The organism is Mycobacterium sp. SMC-2, from assembly GCF_025263485.1.
Classification (GTDB): domain Bacteria; phylum Actinomycetota; class Actinomycetes; order Mycobacteriales; family Mycobacteriaceae; genus Mycobacterium.
Genome location: NZ_CP079863.1, coordinates 749,266 through 763,989, shown reverse-complemented (window position 1 = coordinate 763,989; position 14,724 = coordinate 749,266). Strand labels below are relative to the sequence as shown.

Sequence of the window (14,724 nt, the reverse complement as noted above, 5' to 3'; positions counted from 1 at the left end):
GCCAGCTACTATCGCTTGGGTGTCGGACGGCGAACAAGGCAAGGCACGTCGGCGTCGGGGACGGCGGCGCGGTCGTGGCGCTGCGAGTTCGACCGAGAACCAGACGAACGGCCAAGCGCCCGCCGACTCGACGGGGACGAAACCCCCCCGGCCCCGTGTGCCTCGCCGCGGGCCGGACAGGCTGCGCACCGTGCATGAAACCTCCGCCGGAGGGCTGGTCATCGACGGCCTCGACGGCCCGCGCGACGGCCAGGTCGCGGCGCTCATCGGCCGCGTAGATCGACGAGGGCGGATGCTGTGGTCACTGCCCAAGGGACACATCGAACTCGGTGAGACCGCCGAACAGACCGCTATAAGAGAAGTCGCCGAAGAGACCGGAATCCGCGGCAGCGTGCTGGCCGCCCTGGGACGCATCGACTACTGGTTCGTCACCGATGGCCGCCGGGTCCACAAGACGGTGCACCACTATCTGATGCGCTTCTCCGGAGGCGAGTTGTCCGACGAGGACCTCGAAGTCGCCGAGGTGGCCTGGGTGCCGATGCACGAGCTGCCGTCGAAGCTGGCGTACGCCGACGAACGCCGACTGGCCCGGGTGGCCCACGAGCTGATCGACAAGCTGCAGAGCGACGGCCCCACCGCCCTGCCGCCGCTGCCACCCACCTCTCCCCGGCGCCGCCCGCAGACGCATTCGCGCACCCGGCACGCCGACAAGCCGGCCACCAGCCGGAAGAACGGCCACGGGCCAGGACCGTGACGGCGTCCCGACTCTGCTTGTTGCGCCTCGCGGCAGTGATCGGCATCGTGGCCGGGTTCGCGGTGCTCACCGGGCCGGCCATGCCACGCGCGGATGCGGGCGAGCCCGGCGCGACCCCGTTTGTGCGGGTCCGCATCGACCAGGTCACCCCGGACGTGGTCACCACGTCCAGTCAACCCGTCGTCACCGTCAGCGGCATGGTGACCAACATCGGCGACCGCCCCGTCCGGGACGTGATGGTCCGGCTCGAACACGCCGGGGCGGTCACCACCTCAGCTGGCTTGCGGACCAGCCTGGACGGCGACACCGACGGGTATCAAGCGGCCGCCGACTTCCTCACGGTCGCTCCCGAACTGCAACGCGGTCAACAAGCCGGCTTCACCCTGTCGGCACCGCTGCGCTCGTTGACCAAGCAGTCGTTGGGAGTCGAAAAGCCCGGCATCTATCCGGTCTTGGTCAACGTGAACGGCACGCCGGATTACGGCGCCCCCGCGCGACTCGACAACGCACGATTCCTGCTGCCCGTGGTCGGTGTGCCACCCGATCAGGGCGGCGATCTGGGCTCGGCCGTCGCACCCGACACCTCCAAACCCGTGTCGATCACGATGCTGTGGCCGCTGGCCGATCGGCCCCGGCTGGCCCCGGGCGTCCCCGGCGGCACCATCCCGGTCCGCCTGGTCGACGACGACTTGGCCGCCTCCCTGGCCAGCGGCGGCCGGCTGGACATTCTGCTGTCGGCGGCGGAGGTCGTCACCAGCCACGACGTCGATCCCGACGGCGCCGTGGGGCGTGCGCTGTGTTTGGCCGTCGATCCCGACCTGCTCGTCACCGTCAACGCGATGACGGCCGGCTACGTGGTGTCCGATTCGCCCGAGGGCGCCGCCCAATTTCCGGGCACCCCGACCCACCCGGGCGCCGGACAGACCGCCGCGGTGGAGTGGCTCAACCGGCTGCGCGCCCTGGCGCACCGCACCTGCGTGGCCCCGCTGCCCTATGCGCAAGCCGACCTGGACGCTTTGCAACGCGTCAACGACCGAGGGCTCAGCGCCACCGCCACCACCGGCGTCAACAGCATCGTCGACCGCATTCTGGACGTTGCCTCCGCCCGCGACGCCGCGCTGCTGCCCGACGGCCCACTGACCAACCGCGCGGTCAACCTGCTCGGCGCCAACGAAGGCACCGTCGCGATCGCCGCCGCCGACTTGTCCGCCCCGGATGCCGCACAAGGATCCTCCGAGACCACCGTCGACACCGCGCCGCGGCGGCTGTCCCCGCAAGTGGTGGTCGCCCCATTCGACCCGGCGGTGGGCGCCGCGCTCGCCGGAGCGGGAAGCTCCCCCGCTGTCCCTACCTACCTGGATTCCTCGCTGACCGTGCGCCTCGCGCACGACTCGATGACCGCGCGCCGCCAGGACGCCCTGGGCTCCATGTTCTGGCACGCCCTGCGCCATGACGACGCGCCTCGCACCCAGATCCTGGTCCCGCCGGCGACGTGGAACCTGCAGGCCGACGACGCGCACGTCATCTTGACCGCGCTGACCACCAGCATTCGGTCCGGTCTGGCGATCCCGCGGCCCTTCACGGCGGTGATCGCCGACGCCAACCAGACTGCACAACCCCACACCGAACCGGTGGGCGCCTACCTCTCCGCGCGTGGCCGATTCGGCGACGACGTCACCGCCGCGGTTGCCGGTCAGGTCGGCCGGCTGTGGGGCCTGACGTCGGCGCTGAGCACCGACGAACGGACCGGACTGACCGGCACCCAGTACACCGCCCCCCTGCGCGAAGACATGCTGCGCGCGCTGAGCCAATCCCAGCCGCCGGACACCCGCAACGGGATGGCCCAGCAGCGCCTGGCCGTCGTCGGAAAGACGATCAACGATCTGTTCGGCGCGGTCACCATCGTCAATCCTGGCGGCTCCTACACCCTGGCCACCGAGCACAGCCCCCTGCCGCTGGCGCTCCACAACGGCCTGGCCGTACCCATCAAGGTGCGGCTGCAGGTCGACGCCCCGCCGGGGATGACGGTCACCGACCTCGGCCAGATCGAATTGCCACCGGGATATCTGCCGCTGCGGGTGCCGATCGAGGTGAACTTCACCCAGCGAGTCGCCATCGACGTGACACTGCGCACCCCGGACGGCATGCGGCTGGGCGATCCGGTGCGGCTGTCGGTGCACTCCAACGCCTACGGCAAGGTGCTGTTCGCAATCACCATGGCGGCCGCGGCCGTGTTGGTATTGCTGGCCGGACGGCGCCTTTGGCACCGCTTCCGCGGCCAGCCCGACCCCGCCGACCTGGACCGGCCCGACCCGCCCAGCGCCAGATCCGTGGAGGTCGACGACGAGGCCGACGGCCGGGTCGAGCAAGAGCACCGAGTATGAATCCCGCCCACCGGCAGGGCGCACCCCAACCCCACCGCGTGCCAGAGCCGCCGCGGCGACCCCGGACCCCGGGCTCGCCGCCGACCGGTCCCCTGCCGCCTGTCCCCGCGGGAATCGATCGCCGTCGCCCCGAGCTCTCCGACGCGGCCCTGGTGTCGCGGTCCTGGGCGATGGCGTTCGCGACGCTGGTAAGCCGGCTCACGGGCTTCGCCCGGATCGTGCTCCTGGCGGCGATCCTCGGCGCCGCTCTGTCCAGTGCCTTCTCGGTGGCCAACCAGCTGCCGAACTTGGTAGCCGCCCTAGTGCTCGAGGCGACCTTCACCGCCATCTTCGTGCCGGTGCTTGCCCGCGCCGAGCAGAGTGACCCTGACGGCGGGGCGGCGTTCGTGCGTCGCCTGGTCACCCTGACGACCGCGCTGTTGGTGCTGGCGACGGCGCTGTCGGTGCTCGCCGCGCCGCTGCTGGTGCGGTTGATGCTCGGCCGCACTCCGCAGGTCAACGAGCCGCTGACCACCGCGTTCGCCTACCTGCTGCTCCCGCAGGTCCTGGCCTACGGCCTCACATCGGTGTTCATGGCGATCCTCAACACCCGCAACGTGTTCGGGCCGACGGCGTGGGCGCCCGTGGTCAACAACGTCGTCGCCCTCGCGACCCTGGCGGTGTACGCGGCCGTCCCCGGTGAGCTGTCGGTGGACCCCGTGCGGATGGGCAACACCAAGCTGCTGGTGCTCGGCATCGGCACCACGCTGGGCGTCTTCGCGCAGACCGCGGTGCTGCTGGTGGCGCTGCGGCGCCAGCGCGTCGACCTGCGCCCCCTGTGGGGCATCGACGAGCGACTCAAGCGCTTCGGCACGATGGCCACCGCGATGGTGCTCTACGTGCTGATCAGCCAGCTGGGCCTGGTGGTCGGCAACCAGATCGCCAGCACGGCGGCGGCGTCGGGCCCCGCGATCTACAACTACACCTGGCTGGTCCTGATGCTGCCGTTCGGGATGATCGGCGTCACCGTGCTGACCGTCGTGATGCCGCGGCTGAGCCGCAACGCCGCCGCCGACGACACCCGGGCCGTGCTCGCCGACCTGTCACTGGCCACCCGCCTGACGCTGATCACGCTGATCCCGATCGTCGCGTTCATGACCGTCGGCGGGCCCGCGATCGGCAGCGCGCTGTTCGCCTACGGCCACTTCGGCGGGGTCGACGCCGGGTACCTGGGCGCCGCGATCGCCCTCTCGGCGTTCACCCTGATTCCCTACGGGCTGGTGTTGCTCCAGCTGCGCGTCTTCTACGCGCGCGAGCAGCCCTGGACGCCGATCGTGATCATCCTCGTCATCACCGCGGTCAAGATCGTGGGATCCGTGCTGGCGCCGCACCTGACCGACGACCCGAAGCTGGTGGCCGGTTATCTGGGGCTAGCCAACGGCGTCGGGTTTCTGGCGGGCGCGATCATCGGTTACGTGCTGTTGCGGCACGCCCTGCTGCCGGCGGGCGGCCACCTGATCGGAACGGGCGAGCTGCGCACCATCCTGGTCACCCTCACCGCCTCGATGCTGGCCGGTTTGGTGGCCCATGTGGCCGATCGGCTGTCGGGGCTGAACCTGCTGACCGCGCACGGCGGCGGCGCGGGCTCGTTGCTGCGCCTGCTCATCCTGGCGGTGATCATGCTGCCGATCATGGCCGCGGTCCTGCTCCGCGCGCACGTCCCGGAGGCACGGGCCGCGCTGGACGCCGTCAGGCGCCGCTTCGGCGGCCACGCGCCGGTCGCCCGCAAACCGGTGACGTCCGATCGATCGTCTCGCCGATCCCCGGTCACGTACCCTGAGCAGAGAAATTCGTCCCCGCCTGGGGTAAATGCGGTCCAGGAGCCGATCCGGCGCAGACCTCCGGAGCGGGTAGCCCCAGAGCGGATAGCGAAAGGACCGGAGGTGACCGACCGCCCTGCCGAGAGCGCCGCGTCGGGTGCCGAGCTGCCACGACCGGTCGCCGACGACTTCCAGCCCGACATCCCCGCCGACCGCGAGGCCGAGCGGTCGACGTCCCGCCCGTCCAACGGGGACATCCCCCGCGAATCGCGTCGCGGGCCGGCCCCATTCGACGCGCCCCGCGACCGCGCCGGGGACCCGGCAGGAGACGACGTCCATTTGGTGCCGGGCGCCCGCATCGCCGGCGGCCGGTATCGCCTGCTGGTCTTCCACGGGGGCGCGCCGCCCTTGCAGTTTTGGCAGGCGCTCGATACCGCGCTGGACCGGCAGGTGGCGCTGACGTTCGTCGACCCCGACAGAGCGCTGCCCGATGACGTCCTGCAGGAAATCCTGTCCCGTACCCTGCGGCTCAGCCGGATCGACAAGCCCGGGATCGCCCGCGTGCTCGACGTGGTTCACACCGGGCACGGCGGCCTGGTGGTCTCCGAGTGGGTGCGCGGCGGCTCGTTGCAGGAGGTGGCCGACACCGCGCCGTCACCCATCGGCGCCGTCCGGGCCATGCAATCGTTGGCGGCGGCGGCCGACGCGGCCCACCGAGCCGGCGTCGCGTTATCGATCGACCACCCGAGCCGGGTGCGCGTCAGCATCGACGGCGACGTCGTGCTCGCCTACCCCGCGACCATGCCCGACGCCAACCCGCAGGCCGACATCCGCGGTATCGGTGCCGCGCTGTACGCCCTGCTGGTGAATCGGTGGCCGCTCGCGGAGTCCAGCGCGCGCAGCGGGCTCGCGCCGGCCGAACGCGATTCGACGGGCCAACCGGTGGAACCGATGGTCATCGACCGCGGCATTCCCTTCCAGATTTCGGCTGTCGCGGTCCGGGCGGTTCAGGAGGACGGCGGGATACGCAGTGCCTCAACGCTTTTGAACTTGCTACAACAGGCGACCGCGGTCGCCGACCGTACGGAGGTGCTGGGTCCGATCGACGATTCGCCCGCGCCGGCCACCGCCCGCGAATCCGCCGCTCAGGACGACGCAATTTTCGCGCGCCGGCGCCGCAACCTGTTGATCGGCATGGCTGCGGGCCTTGCCGTCATCGTGGTGGCCCTGTTGGTCTTGGCGTCGGTGGTGAGCAAGATCTTCGGCAACGTCGGCGGCGGCCTCAACAAGGACGAGCTGGGGCTGAACGGCCCCTCCTCGTCCACCTCGTCGTCGGCCCCCAGCTCCGCCAGCGGCAGCATCGTCAAGCCGACCAAGGCGACGGTCTTCTCCCCCGACGGCGATGCCGACAACCCGGGCACGGCCGGGCAGGCGATCGACGGCGACCCGACCACCGCCTGGGCCACCGAGGTCTACACCGACGCCGTCCCGTTCCCCAGCTTCAAGCAGGGCGAAGGGCTGATCCTGCAGCTGCCGAACCCCACGGTGGTCGGGCAGGTCACCATCGACACGCCCAGCTCCGGCACCAAGGTCGAGATCCGCTCATCGGCCACGGCGGCGCCGGCGTCGCTGAACGACACCACGGTCCTGGCGCCGGCCTTCGCCCTCAAGCCGGGTCACAACGTGATCCCGGTCCGGGCAGGCTCGCCGACGTCGAACCTGCTGGTGTGGATCTCCACGCTGGGAACGACCAACGGCAAGAGCCAGGCCGGCTTTTTCGAGATCACGGTTCAGGCCGCTTCCTGACCGGCTCACAGGGCTGTCCGTGGTGAAGTGCTGCCCGGGAACCGATTGGTTACTGTCCGCCCGTGGGCTCCCGGGGAGACATCCAGCGCGAACGAAGTGACGCCGAGCTGCTGGCAGCCCACGTCGCCGGCGACCGCCACGCCTTCGGCGAACTGTTCCTTCGCCACCAACGACAGCTGCACCGGCTGGCCCGGCTGACCACGCGCACCGCCGAGGATGCCGAGGACGCGTTGCAGGACGCCATGCTCTCGGCGCACCGCGGGGCCGACGCGTTCCGCCATGACGCCGCCGTCGGCAGCTGGTTGCACCGCATCGTGGTCAACGCCTGCCTGGACCGCCTGCGGCGCATCAAGGCCCACCCGACCGTCCCACTGGAGGACGTCTACCCGGTGGCCGATCGGACCGCTCAGGTCGAGACCGCCATGGTGGTGCAGCGCGCTTTGATGCGGCTTCCCGTCGAGCAGCGCGCCGCGGTGGTGGCCGTCGACATGCAGGGCTACTCGGTGGCCGACACCGCGGCGCTGCTGGGCGTCGCAGAGGGCACGGTCAAGAGCCGATGCGCCCGGGCCCGCGTGCGCCTCGCCGAACTCCTCGGCTACCTCAACGCCTCACCCGACCTGGCCCCGCCCATGGCCGTCAAGCAACGCATGACGGACACTGGAGCGGATGGTTGAAGGCGAGGATGACGAGCCGCCCCTGACGGTCGAGCTTCTCGCCGACCTGCAGGCCGGCCTACTTGACGACGAAGCCGCGGCCCGGGTCCGGCAACGGGCCCGCGACGACCCGGAGGCCGAGAAAATTCTGCACGCCCTGAACCGGGTCCGCTGTGACGTCGCGGCGCTGGAGACCGACCCCGCACCCGACGTTCCACCCGAGGTCACGGCCCGGGTCTCGGCGGCGCTGGATTCGGCCGACGCGGACCAGCCCGTCGAGCACTCGGCGCGGCCGCGGATTCGGCCCGCGCGGTTGGTCGCCGGGGTGGCCGGTGTCGGCGCGGCGCTCGCCGCGATCGGAGTGGGCGCCGCGGCGCTGATCAACGCACCCGAGCCCGCCCCCAGCACGCCGGTGACCGCCGAGCACATCACGGTGTCGACACCGCCGATGGTGATCCCGCTGTCCCGGGACGAGTTGCTCGGCCTGCTTCGCCAAAGCCCGGACTACGGCTCCCTCGACGACCCGGCGCGGCGCGCTTCATGCCTTGCCGGCCTGGGCTACCCGGCTTCCACGCAGGTGCTGGGCGCGCGCCCGGTCGAGATCAACGCGCTCCCCGGCATCGTGCTGGTGGTGCCTGGCGACACTCCGCACAGCCTGGCGGTCTATGCGGTCGCGCTGAACTGCAGCGCCGCCGACACCGGCTTGTTGGCCGACACTGTGATCCCGCGCCCTTAGTGTGGTGCCATGGGTCACACCGGAGCTAACAGAGGGCCCGGGAACAGCCGTGCTTACGCTGACGTTTGTACGAATCCAGAGACGATCGTTTGAAAGGGTTCTATGACCGCCGACACTGTGCACGACGTCATCATCATCGGTTCGGGTCCCGCTGGGTACACCGCGGCGTTGTATACGGCGCGGGCGCAGTTGGCGCCGGTGGTCTTCGAGGGGACATCGTTTGGTGGCGCGTTGATGACCACCACCGAGGTGGAGAACTTCCCGGGTTTCCGTGACGGCATCACCGGTCCGGAGTTGATGGACCAGATGCGCGAACAGGCGCTGCGGTTCGGTGCCGACCTGCGGATGGAAGACGTCGAATCGGTGTCACTGGACGGGCCGGTCAAGTCGGTGACGACCGCCGAGGGCGAGACCGTCCGGGCGCGGGCGGTGATCCTGGCCATGGGCGCGGCGGCGCGGTACCTGGGCGTGCCCGGTGAGCAGGAGCTGCTGGGCCGCGGCGTGAGCTCGTGTGCGACCTGTGACGGGTTCTTCTTCCGCGACCAAGACATCGCGGTCATCGGCGGCGGGGACTCCGCGATGGAGGAAGCCACCTTTTTGACGCGATTCGCGCGCAGCGTCACGCTGGTACACCGGCGCGAGGAATTCCGCGCATCGCGGATCATGCTGGACCGCGCCCGGGCCAACGACAAGATCACCATCTTGACCAACAAGGCCGTGCTGGGGGTCGAGGGGGATCAGACCGTGACGGGATTGCGGTTGCGCGACACCGTCTCCGGGGAGGAATCCACCCTGCCCGTCACGGGTGTCTTCGTGGCGATCGGTCACGACCCGCGCTCGGAGCTGGTCCGGGATGTCCTCGACACCGACCCCGAGGGCTATGTGTTGGTCCAGGGCCGCACCACGGCCACATCGATCGAGGGCGTGTTCGCCGCCGGGGACTTGGTGGATCGCACCTACCGGCAGGCCATAACCGCCGCCGGCAGCGGCTGCTCGGCGGCGATCGACGCCGAACGCTGGCTAACCGACCACGTCGAATCCAGCTCGGCCGCCCAAAGCGACGCAACCGAATTCCCTGGCAGTAGCGAGATGATTGGAGTACCTCAATGACCGATGGCGAAAAGGCCGGGGCCACAATCGAAGTCTCTGACGCATCGTTTTCCTCGGAGGTGTTGTCCAGCAATAAGCCTGTGCTGGTTGACTTTTGGGCCACGTGGTGTGGGCCGTGCAAGATGGTCGCGCCGGTTCTCGAGGAAATCGCCAGCGAGCGAGCCGGCCAGCTCACCGTGGCCAAGCTCGACGTCGACGCCAATCCGGTAACCGCGCGCGACTTCCAGGTCGTCTCGATCCCCACCATGATTCTGTTCAAGGACGGCCAGCCGGTGAAGCGGATCGTCGGCGCCAAAGGTAAGGCGGCGCTGCTGCGCGAGCTCTCGGACGCGGTGCCGAACCTCAGCTGATCGCGGTCTGAGTTCACCGCACCACGCCCCCGCGTTCAGCCTGGGGTTTTCCCGAATATGCGAAGCATCTGCGACAATTGCTGTACAGCTGTTGCCCAGATGTAAGCCTGTCAATGTGTCCCGGAGGGCCTTTGGTATGTCGAGTCCGCGCCGTGAATACGGCGATGCGCTGCGCTGTGGCGACCGCAGCGCAGCCGTGACCGAAATCCGGGCTACGTTGGCGGCCCTAGGGCTGCTGGAAAGCCCCGAGGAAGATCTTAGCACCGGCCGACTCGTGCCCCCCGAGCTTTTCGACGCCGAACTCGATCAGGCGGTGCGCGCCTTCCAACAGAACCGCGGCCTGCTGGTCGACGGCATCGTAGGCGAGGCCACCTACCGCGCGTTGAAGGAGGCGTCGTACCGGCTCGGTGCGCGCACGCTGTACCACCAGTTCGGCGCCCCGCTCTACGGTGACGACGTCGCCGCGCTGCAGGCGCGGCTGCAGGACCTCGGCTTCTACACCGGGCTGGTCGACGGGCACTTCGGCTTGCAGACGCACAACGCCTTGATGTCGTACCAGCGTGAGTATGGGCTGGCGGCCGACGGCATCTGTGGTCCAGAAACGTTGCGCTCCTTGTACTTTCTGAGCTCCCGCGTCACGGGCGGCTCACCGCATGCGATCCGCGAGGAAGAACTGGTCCGCCGGTCAGGACCCAAGCTGTCCGGCAAGCGGATCATCATCGATCCCGGCCGCGGCGGCACCGACCACGGCGAGTTCATGCACGGTCCATCGGGGCCGGTCAGCGAAGCGGATGTGTTGTGGGACTTGGCAAGCCGGCTCGAGGGACGGATGACCGCCATCGGCATGGAGACCTTCCTGTCCCGCCCGGTCAACCGCAGCCCGTCCGACGCCGAACGCGCCGCCACGGCCAACAACGTCGGGGCGGACCTGATGATCAGTTTGCGCTGCGAAAGCCAGCCCAGCCCGGCCGCCAACGGCGTCGCTTCCTTTCATTTCGGAAACTCGCACGGCTCCGTCTCCACGATCGGGCGCAACCTTGCGGATTTCATTCAACGAGAAGTCGTGGCCCGCACCGGGTTACGGGATTGCCGGACCCATGGCCGGACGTGGGATCTGTTGCGTCTGACCCGGATGCCGACTGTGCAGGTTGACGTCGGCTACATCACGAACCCGCACGATCGCGCGATGCTGGTCTCCACCCAGACCCGCGACGCAATCGCCGAAGGAATCCTGGCCGCGGTCAAGCGACTCTACCTCCTGGGCAAGAACGACCGGCCCACGGGCACCTTCACCTTCGCCGAACTGTTGGCCCACGAGCTGTCCGTGGAACGGGCCAGCAGACTCGGCGGCTCCTAGCCGATTTCGGCGCCCCGCAACGTATTTCCCGCCGCAGACCCGGCTCCGACCGGCTCCTGCAACTGTGCGTTTTCCAGCAGGCGCTCCAGCGCCGCCTCGACTTCGGCCTTCCAGCCCAGCCCTTTGTCCAACTCGAGGCGCAGCCGCGGGAAGTACGGGTGGGGCGCCACCACAACAAAACCCACGTCCTGCAAGAACTCGGCGTCAATGACGCAGTGGTCCACCGAGCAATCACCGACGGCCTCCAATACCGGCCGCACATCCGGGCTCGCCGACAGCGGGTCCTGCAACTCGGAGGCAGCGGGCGTACGTCCGAAGGCTTCCAGTGCCCGAACGCCACGGCGGACGAGTTCGTCGATCACCCGGGCGAGCAGACCGTGTGGCAGATCGTCGGCGGCCTGCCCGGGCTCGATGCCCATCGAAGTCAGTAACACCGCGTCCGCGGACACCGGCGCGGTGGGAAACCGTTGCGCGCGCGGCACCGCCCGCGGCGGCGCGTAGAAAACATAGCCCAGGCACGGGGGCTCACTTTGGCTTCTGTCGTCGCCGGCTGCCGTCGCAACCTGGCCGCACGAACCCCACTCCAGCATGACCATCGACAGCCAGGCTTCCTTTTCGAATTCCGGGTCGGCGAGATGATCCTGGTTACCGAGCGTCGCCGGGTCAACCTCCCAGTACACGCAACGGCGGGCATGCTTGGGAAGCTGCTCGAAGGCCTCGAGGCGCAGCGGTGTGATTCGAGCGGACACTAGCCTCCTGGCTCCTGTGCGGTACTGCAGCCAATTGCACCGGCAACCCCTCCAGGATAGGAGAGGATGTCGTAATCGGGCCAGCTTTGGCGTCGAGGCGCCGATCACGGCGCCCAGGGGCTCAGCGCGTTACAGCTCGTTACCGAAAATCATTGGAACGCATGCGCTTTCGTAATACCGCGGCACCGGAAGTTGTTCGTTGCCCATCCGTAACCGCTCCGGTGTCACAGTGACGTAATTACAGGGTATGGCGGGTCAGGCCTTGGCGGCGGTCATCATGTCGATGATCCGCTGCAAGTCGTCCACCGAGCCGAACTCCACGACGATCTTGCCCTTGCGCTTGCCCAGGCTGACCGTCACCCGCGTGTCGAAGGCGTTCGACAACCGCTCGGCGACTTCCTGGAGGCCGGGCATCTGGATCGGCTTCCGCCGCTGCGGCGCCGGGGCGGTCGCACCCGCCCGATTGGCCAGCGTCACCGCCTCCTCGGTCGCCCGCACCGACAGCCCCTCCGCGACGATCCGGCTGGCCAGTTCCTCCTGTGCCTCGGGACCGGCTTCCAGCGACAAGAGGGCCCGGGCATGGCCGGCCGACAGCACGCCGGCGGCCACCCGCCGCTGCACCGGGATCGGTAGCTTGAGCAGCCGGATCATGTTGGTGATCAACGGCCGCGACCGCCCGATGCGTGAGGCCAGTTCGTCGTGGGTGACGCCGAATTCGTCGAGCAGCTGCTGGTATGCCGCCGCCTCTTCCAAGGGGTTGAGCTGTACCCGGTGGATGTTTTCCAGCAGGGCGTCGCGCAGCAGACTGTCATCGCCGGTCTCACGCACGATGGCGGGGATGGTGGCGAGTCCCGCGTCTTGGGCCGCACGCCACCGCCGCTCCCCCATCACGATCTGGTACCGCGGGCCGGTCGCGGCCCCGGGCACGGCGCGGACCACGATCGGCTGCAGCAATCCGAACTCGCGGATGGAGTGCACCAGCTCGGAGAGCGCCTCGTCGTCGAACACCTGCCGCGGCTGGCGCGGGTTGGGCTCGATGTCGGATGGGGCGATTTCGCGGTACACCGCGCCCGCGGGGGCCAGGTCCGGCCCCGGCCCCCCGATCAAGACGTCCGCCGCGGCATCCCCCATCCGCGGACCGAGGGTCGCCGGACCGGAGTCGCCTTCGGCGGGACCGGTCGGGATCAGCGAAGCCAGGCCCCGGCCGAGGCCGCCCTTCTTGCGTAACGGCTGCGTCATGGTCGTCCCTTCACGGATGGTGGTCAGTCGCGTTCGGCGAGTTCGCGACTCGCGTCGAGATAGCTCATCGCCCCGCGCGAACCGGGGTCGTAGTCGATGATGGTCATGCTGTAGCCCGGCGCCTCCGAGACTTTGACGCTGCGCGGGATCACCGTGCGCAGCACCTTGGCCCCGAAGTACCGGCGCACCTCTTCGGCGACCTGGTCGGCGAGCTTCGTCCGGCCGTCGTACATGGTGAGGACGACGGTGCTCACCCGCAGCTGCGGGTTGAGGTGGGCCTTCACCATTTCGATGTTGCGCATCAGTTGCGACACCCCCTCCAGCGCGTAGTACTCGCACTGGATCGGAATCATCACCTCGGGCGCGGCGACGAGCGCGTTGATCGTCAGCAGTCCCAGCGAGGGTGGGCAGTCGATGAAGACGTAGTCTAAGTCGAGGTCGTCCAGGGCGGCCAGGGCGGTCCGCAGCCGGTTCTCCCGCGCCACCATGCTGACCAATTCGATCTCGGCGCCCGCCAGGTCGATGGTGGCCGGGATGCAGAACAGGCGCTCGTTATGCGGGCTGCGCCGCAGCGCGTCCTTGACCGAGACCTCGCCGATGAGCACCTCGTAGGAGGAGGGCGTGCCCGATTGCCGGTCGGTGATACCGAGCGCCGTGCTGGCGTTCCCCTGCGGGTCGAGGTCGATGACCAACGTCTTGAGTCCCTGTAGCGCGAGGGCGGCGGCGAGGTTCACCGCGGTGGTGGTCTTGCCCACGCCACCCTTCTGGTTGGCAACGGTCAGGACCCGGCGGTGACTCGGCCTGCGCAGCGGCGGATACGTCGTGTGCAGCACCCGCATCGCCCGCTCGGCGGCAGCGCCGATGGGTGTATCGAATTCGTCCGCTGTTTCACGTGAAACATTGCCGGCGGGGTGCCCCAGCGCGCCGGGGCCGGGCGCCACCGCGGCCTCAGTCCCGGCCGGCGCCTGCACGTGCACGGCGCTCGGCGAATCTCCCGGATTGCTCATTGGTTCCCGGCCTTCCGGATTCGTGCCGGCTGTTGGCGCGGCGGCTTTCCGCGTCGCGCTATAACTACGGTTGCGGGGGGACGCAAATAGGTCGCGCCACATGTCACCACCCTGGCATCAACGGCGCCCGATGCTGCCATCACACGCCGGTACTGTTCAACTTCCTCGCGGCCGCGCTCGCCCTTGATCGCCAGCATCCGCCCGCCCGGCCGAAGCAACGGCATGCTCCACTTCGCCAACTTGTCCAACGACGCAACCGCTCGTGACACCGCCGCATCCCTTTCCCCGAACTGGTGACGCACCCACAGTTCCTCGGCACGGCCGCGGACCACTCCGACGGCTAACCCTAGTTGGTCGACGACCTCGCTGAGAAATTCGCTTCGACGCAACAAGGGTTCCAACAGCACCATGTCCACGTCCGGCCGGGCAAGCGCCAACGGGATCCCGGGTAGTCCTGCGCCGGAGCCGATGTCGATGACCCTTTCCCCCTCGTCGAGGAGTTCGGCCACCGCCGCGCTGTTGAGCAGATGCCGATCCCAGATGCGGTCCACTTCGTGCGGGCCCAGAAGCCCGCGTTCCACGCCGGGGCCGGCCAGCAGCTCGGCGTACCGACGCGCGAGACCCAGGCGGGGACCGAAGATCGTCGCCGCGGCTGCCGGCGGAGCGCCCGGCTCGTGAGGGTCGGGCGTGTCCGTCGTGTGGTCGACGGGGCCGACATGTTTCACGTGAAACACCCTCTGCTTTGCCTGACGCGCGACAGCCTCCGCGCCGGAACTACAT

At 69.2% G+C, this 14,724-nt stretch carries 12 protein-coding genes; 8 read left to right on the top strand and 4 right to left on the bottom strand.

From position 1 onward, the window contains the following. Window positions 1-19 precede the first annotated feature (19 nt). From KXD96_RS03660 to KXD96_RS03625, 8 genes are all read left to right on the top strand, one after another. Complete coding sequence (locus KXD96_RS03660; RefSeq protein ID WP_260742986.1) at window positions 20-754, top strand: NUDIX hydrolase; 735 nt, start codon at window positions 20-22, stop codon at window positions 752-754. Then, complete coding sequence (locus KXD96_RS03655; protein ID WP_260742985.1) at window positions 751-3,138, top strand: hypothetical protein; 2,388 nt, start codon at window positions 751-753, stop codon at window positions 3,136-3,138. The genes KXD96_RS03660 and KXD96_RS03655 overlap by 4 nt, the downstream gene beginning before the upstream one ends. After that, on the top strand, window positions 3,135-6,743 hold the full coding sequence (locus KXD96_RS03650; protein ID WP_260742984.1) for a lipid II flippase MurJ: 3,609 nt from the start codon (window positions 3,135-3,137) through the stop codon (window positions 6,741-6,743). Before KXD96_RS03655 ends, KXD96_RS03650 begins: the two co-directional genes overlap by 4 nt. A 62-nt stretch (window positions 6,744-6,805) precedes the next feature. Beyond that, on the top strand, window positions 6,806-7,417 hold the full coding sequence (gene sigM / locus KXD96_RS03645; RefSeq protein WP_260742983.1) for an RNA polymerase sigma factor SigM: 612 nt from the start codon (window positions 6,806-6,808) through the stop codon (window positions 7,415-7,417). After that, window positions 7,410-8,132: a hypothetical protein gene (locus KXD96_RS03640; RefSeq protein WP_260742982.1), complete on the top strand. Its 723-nt coding sequence runs from the start codon at window positions 7,410-7,412 to the stop codon at window positions 8,130-8,132. Before sigM ends, KXD96_RS03640 begins: the two co-directional genes overlap by 8 nt. Window positions 8,133-8,234: 102 nt before the next feature. Then, complete coding sequence (trxB, locus tag KXD96_RS03635) at window positions 8,235-9,242, top strand: thioredoxin-disulfide reductase (RefSeq protein WP_260742981.1); 1,008 nt, start codon at window positions 8,235-8,237, stop codon at window positions 9,240-9,242. After that, window positions 9,239-9,592, top strand: coding sequence for a thioredoxin (trxA, locus tag KXD96_RS03630; RefSeq protein WP_260742980.1), 354 nt, complete (start codon window positions 9,239-9,241; stop codon window positions 9,590-9,592). The genes trxB and trxA overlap by 4 nt, the downstream gene beginning before the upstream one ends. Before the next feature lie 136 nt (window positions 9,593-9,728). Then, window positions 9,729-10,949 carry an N-acetylmuramoyl-L-alanine amidase gene (locus KXD96_RS03625; protein WP_260742978.1) on the top strand — a complete coding sequence of 407 codons (1,221 nt, stop codon included), beginning with the start codon at window positions 9,729-9,731 and terminating at the stop codon, window positions 10,947-10,949. On the opposite strand, the gene KXD96_RS03620 is transcribed toward KXD96_RS03625, so the two are convergent. The 4 genes from KXD96_RS03620 to rsmG form a co-directional block, all read right to left on the bottom strand. Next, entirely contained in the window at window positions 10,946-11,698 is a 753-nt protein-coding gene (locus KXD96_RS03620; RefSeq protein ID WP_260742976.1) for an acetyltransferase, read from the bottom strand. The genes KXD96_RS03625 and KXD96_RS03620 overlap by 4 nt on opposite strands. 255 nt (window positions 11,699-11,953) lie before the next feature. After that, the gene (locus tag KXD96_RS03615) at window positions 11,954-12,937 is read right to left on the bottom strand and encodes a ParB/RepB/Spo0J family partition protein (RefSeq protein ID WP_260742975.1); all 984 of its coding nucleotides are present in this window, start codon (window positions 12,935-12,937) and stop codon (window positions 11,954-11,956) included. 23 nt (window positions 12,938-12,960) lie between these two features. After that, entirely contained in the window at window positions 12,961-14,046 is a 1,086-nt protein-coding gene (locus KXD96_RS03610; protein WP_396877899.1) for a ParA family protein, read from the bottom strand. Then, the gene (gene rsmG / locus KXD96_RS03605) at window positions 13,941-14,678 is read right to left on the bottom strand and encodes a 16S rRNA (guanine(527)-N(7))-methyltransferase RsmG (protein ID WP_396877897.1); all 738 of its coding nucleotides are present in this window, start codon (window positions 14,676-14,678) and stop codon (window positions 13,941-13,943) included. The genes KXD96_RS03610 and rsmG overlap by 106 nt, the downstream gene beginning before the upstream one ends. Window positions 14,679-14,724 lie beyond the last annotated feature (46 nt).

Bases quoted from the DNA above. Each gene is read 5' to 3' on its own strand.
- KXD96_RS03650 (WP_260742984.1), top strand. From the start codon at position 3,135: ATGAATCCCGCCCACCGGCAGGGCGCACCCCAACCCCACCGCGTGCCA.
- KXD96_RS03640 (WP_260742982.1), top strand. From the start codon at position 7,410: ATGGTTGAAGGCGAGGATGACGAGCCGCCCCTGACGGTCGAGCTTCTC.
- trxB (WP_260742981.1), top strand. From the start codon at position 8,235: ATGACCGCCGACACTGTGCACGACGTCATCATCATCGGTTCGGGTCCC.
- trxA (WP_260742980.1), top strand. From the start codon at position 9,239: ATGACCGATGGCGAAAAGGCCGGGGCCACAATCGAAGTCTCTGACGCA.
- KXD96_RS03625 (WP_260742978.1), top strand. From the start codon at position 9,729: ATGTCGAGTCCGCGCCGTGAATACGGCGATGCGCTGCGCTGTGGCGAC.
- KXD96_RS03615 (WP_260742975.1), bottom strand. From the start codon at position 12,937: ATGACGCAGCCGTTACGCAAGAAGGGCGGCCTCGGCCGGGGCCTGGCT.
- KXD96_RS03610 (WP_396877899.1), bottom strand. From the start codon at position 14,046: ATGTGGCGCGACCTATTTGCGTCCCCCCGCAACCGTAGTTATAGCGCG.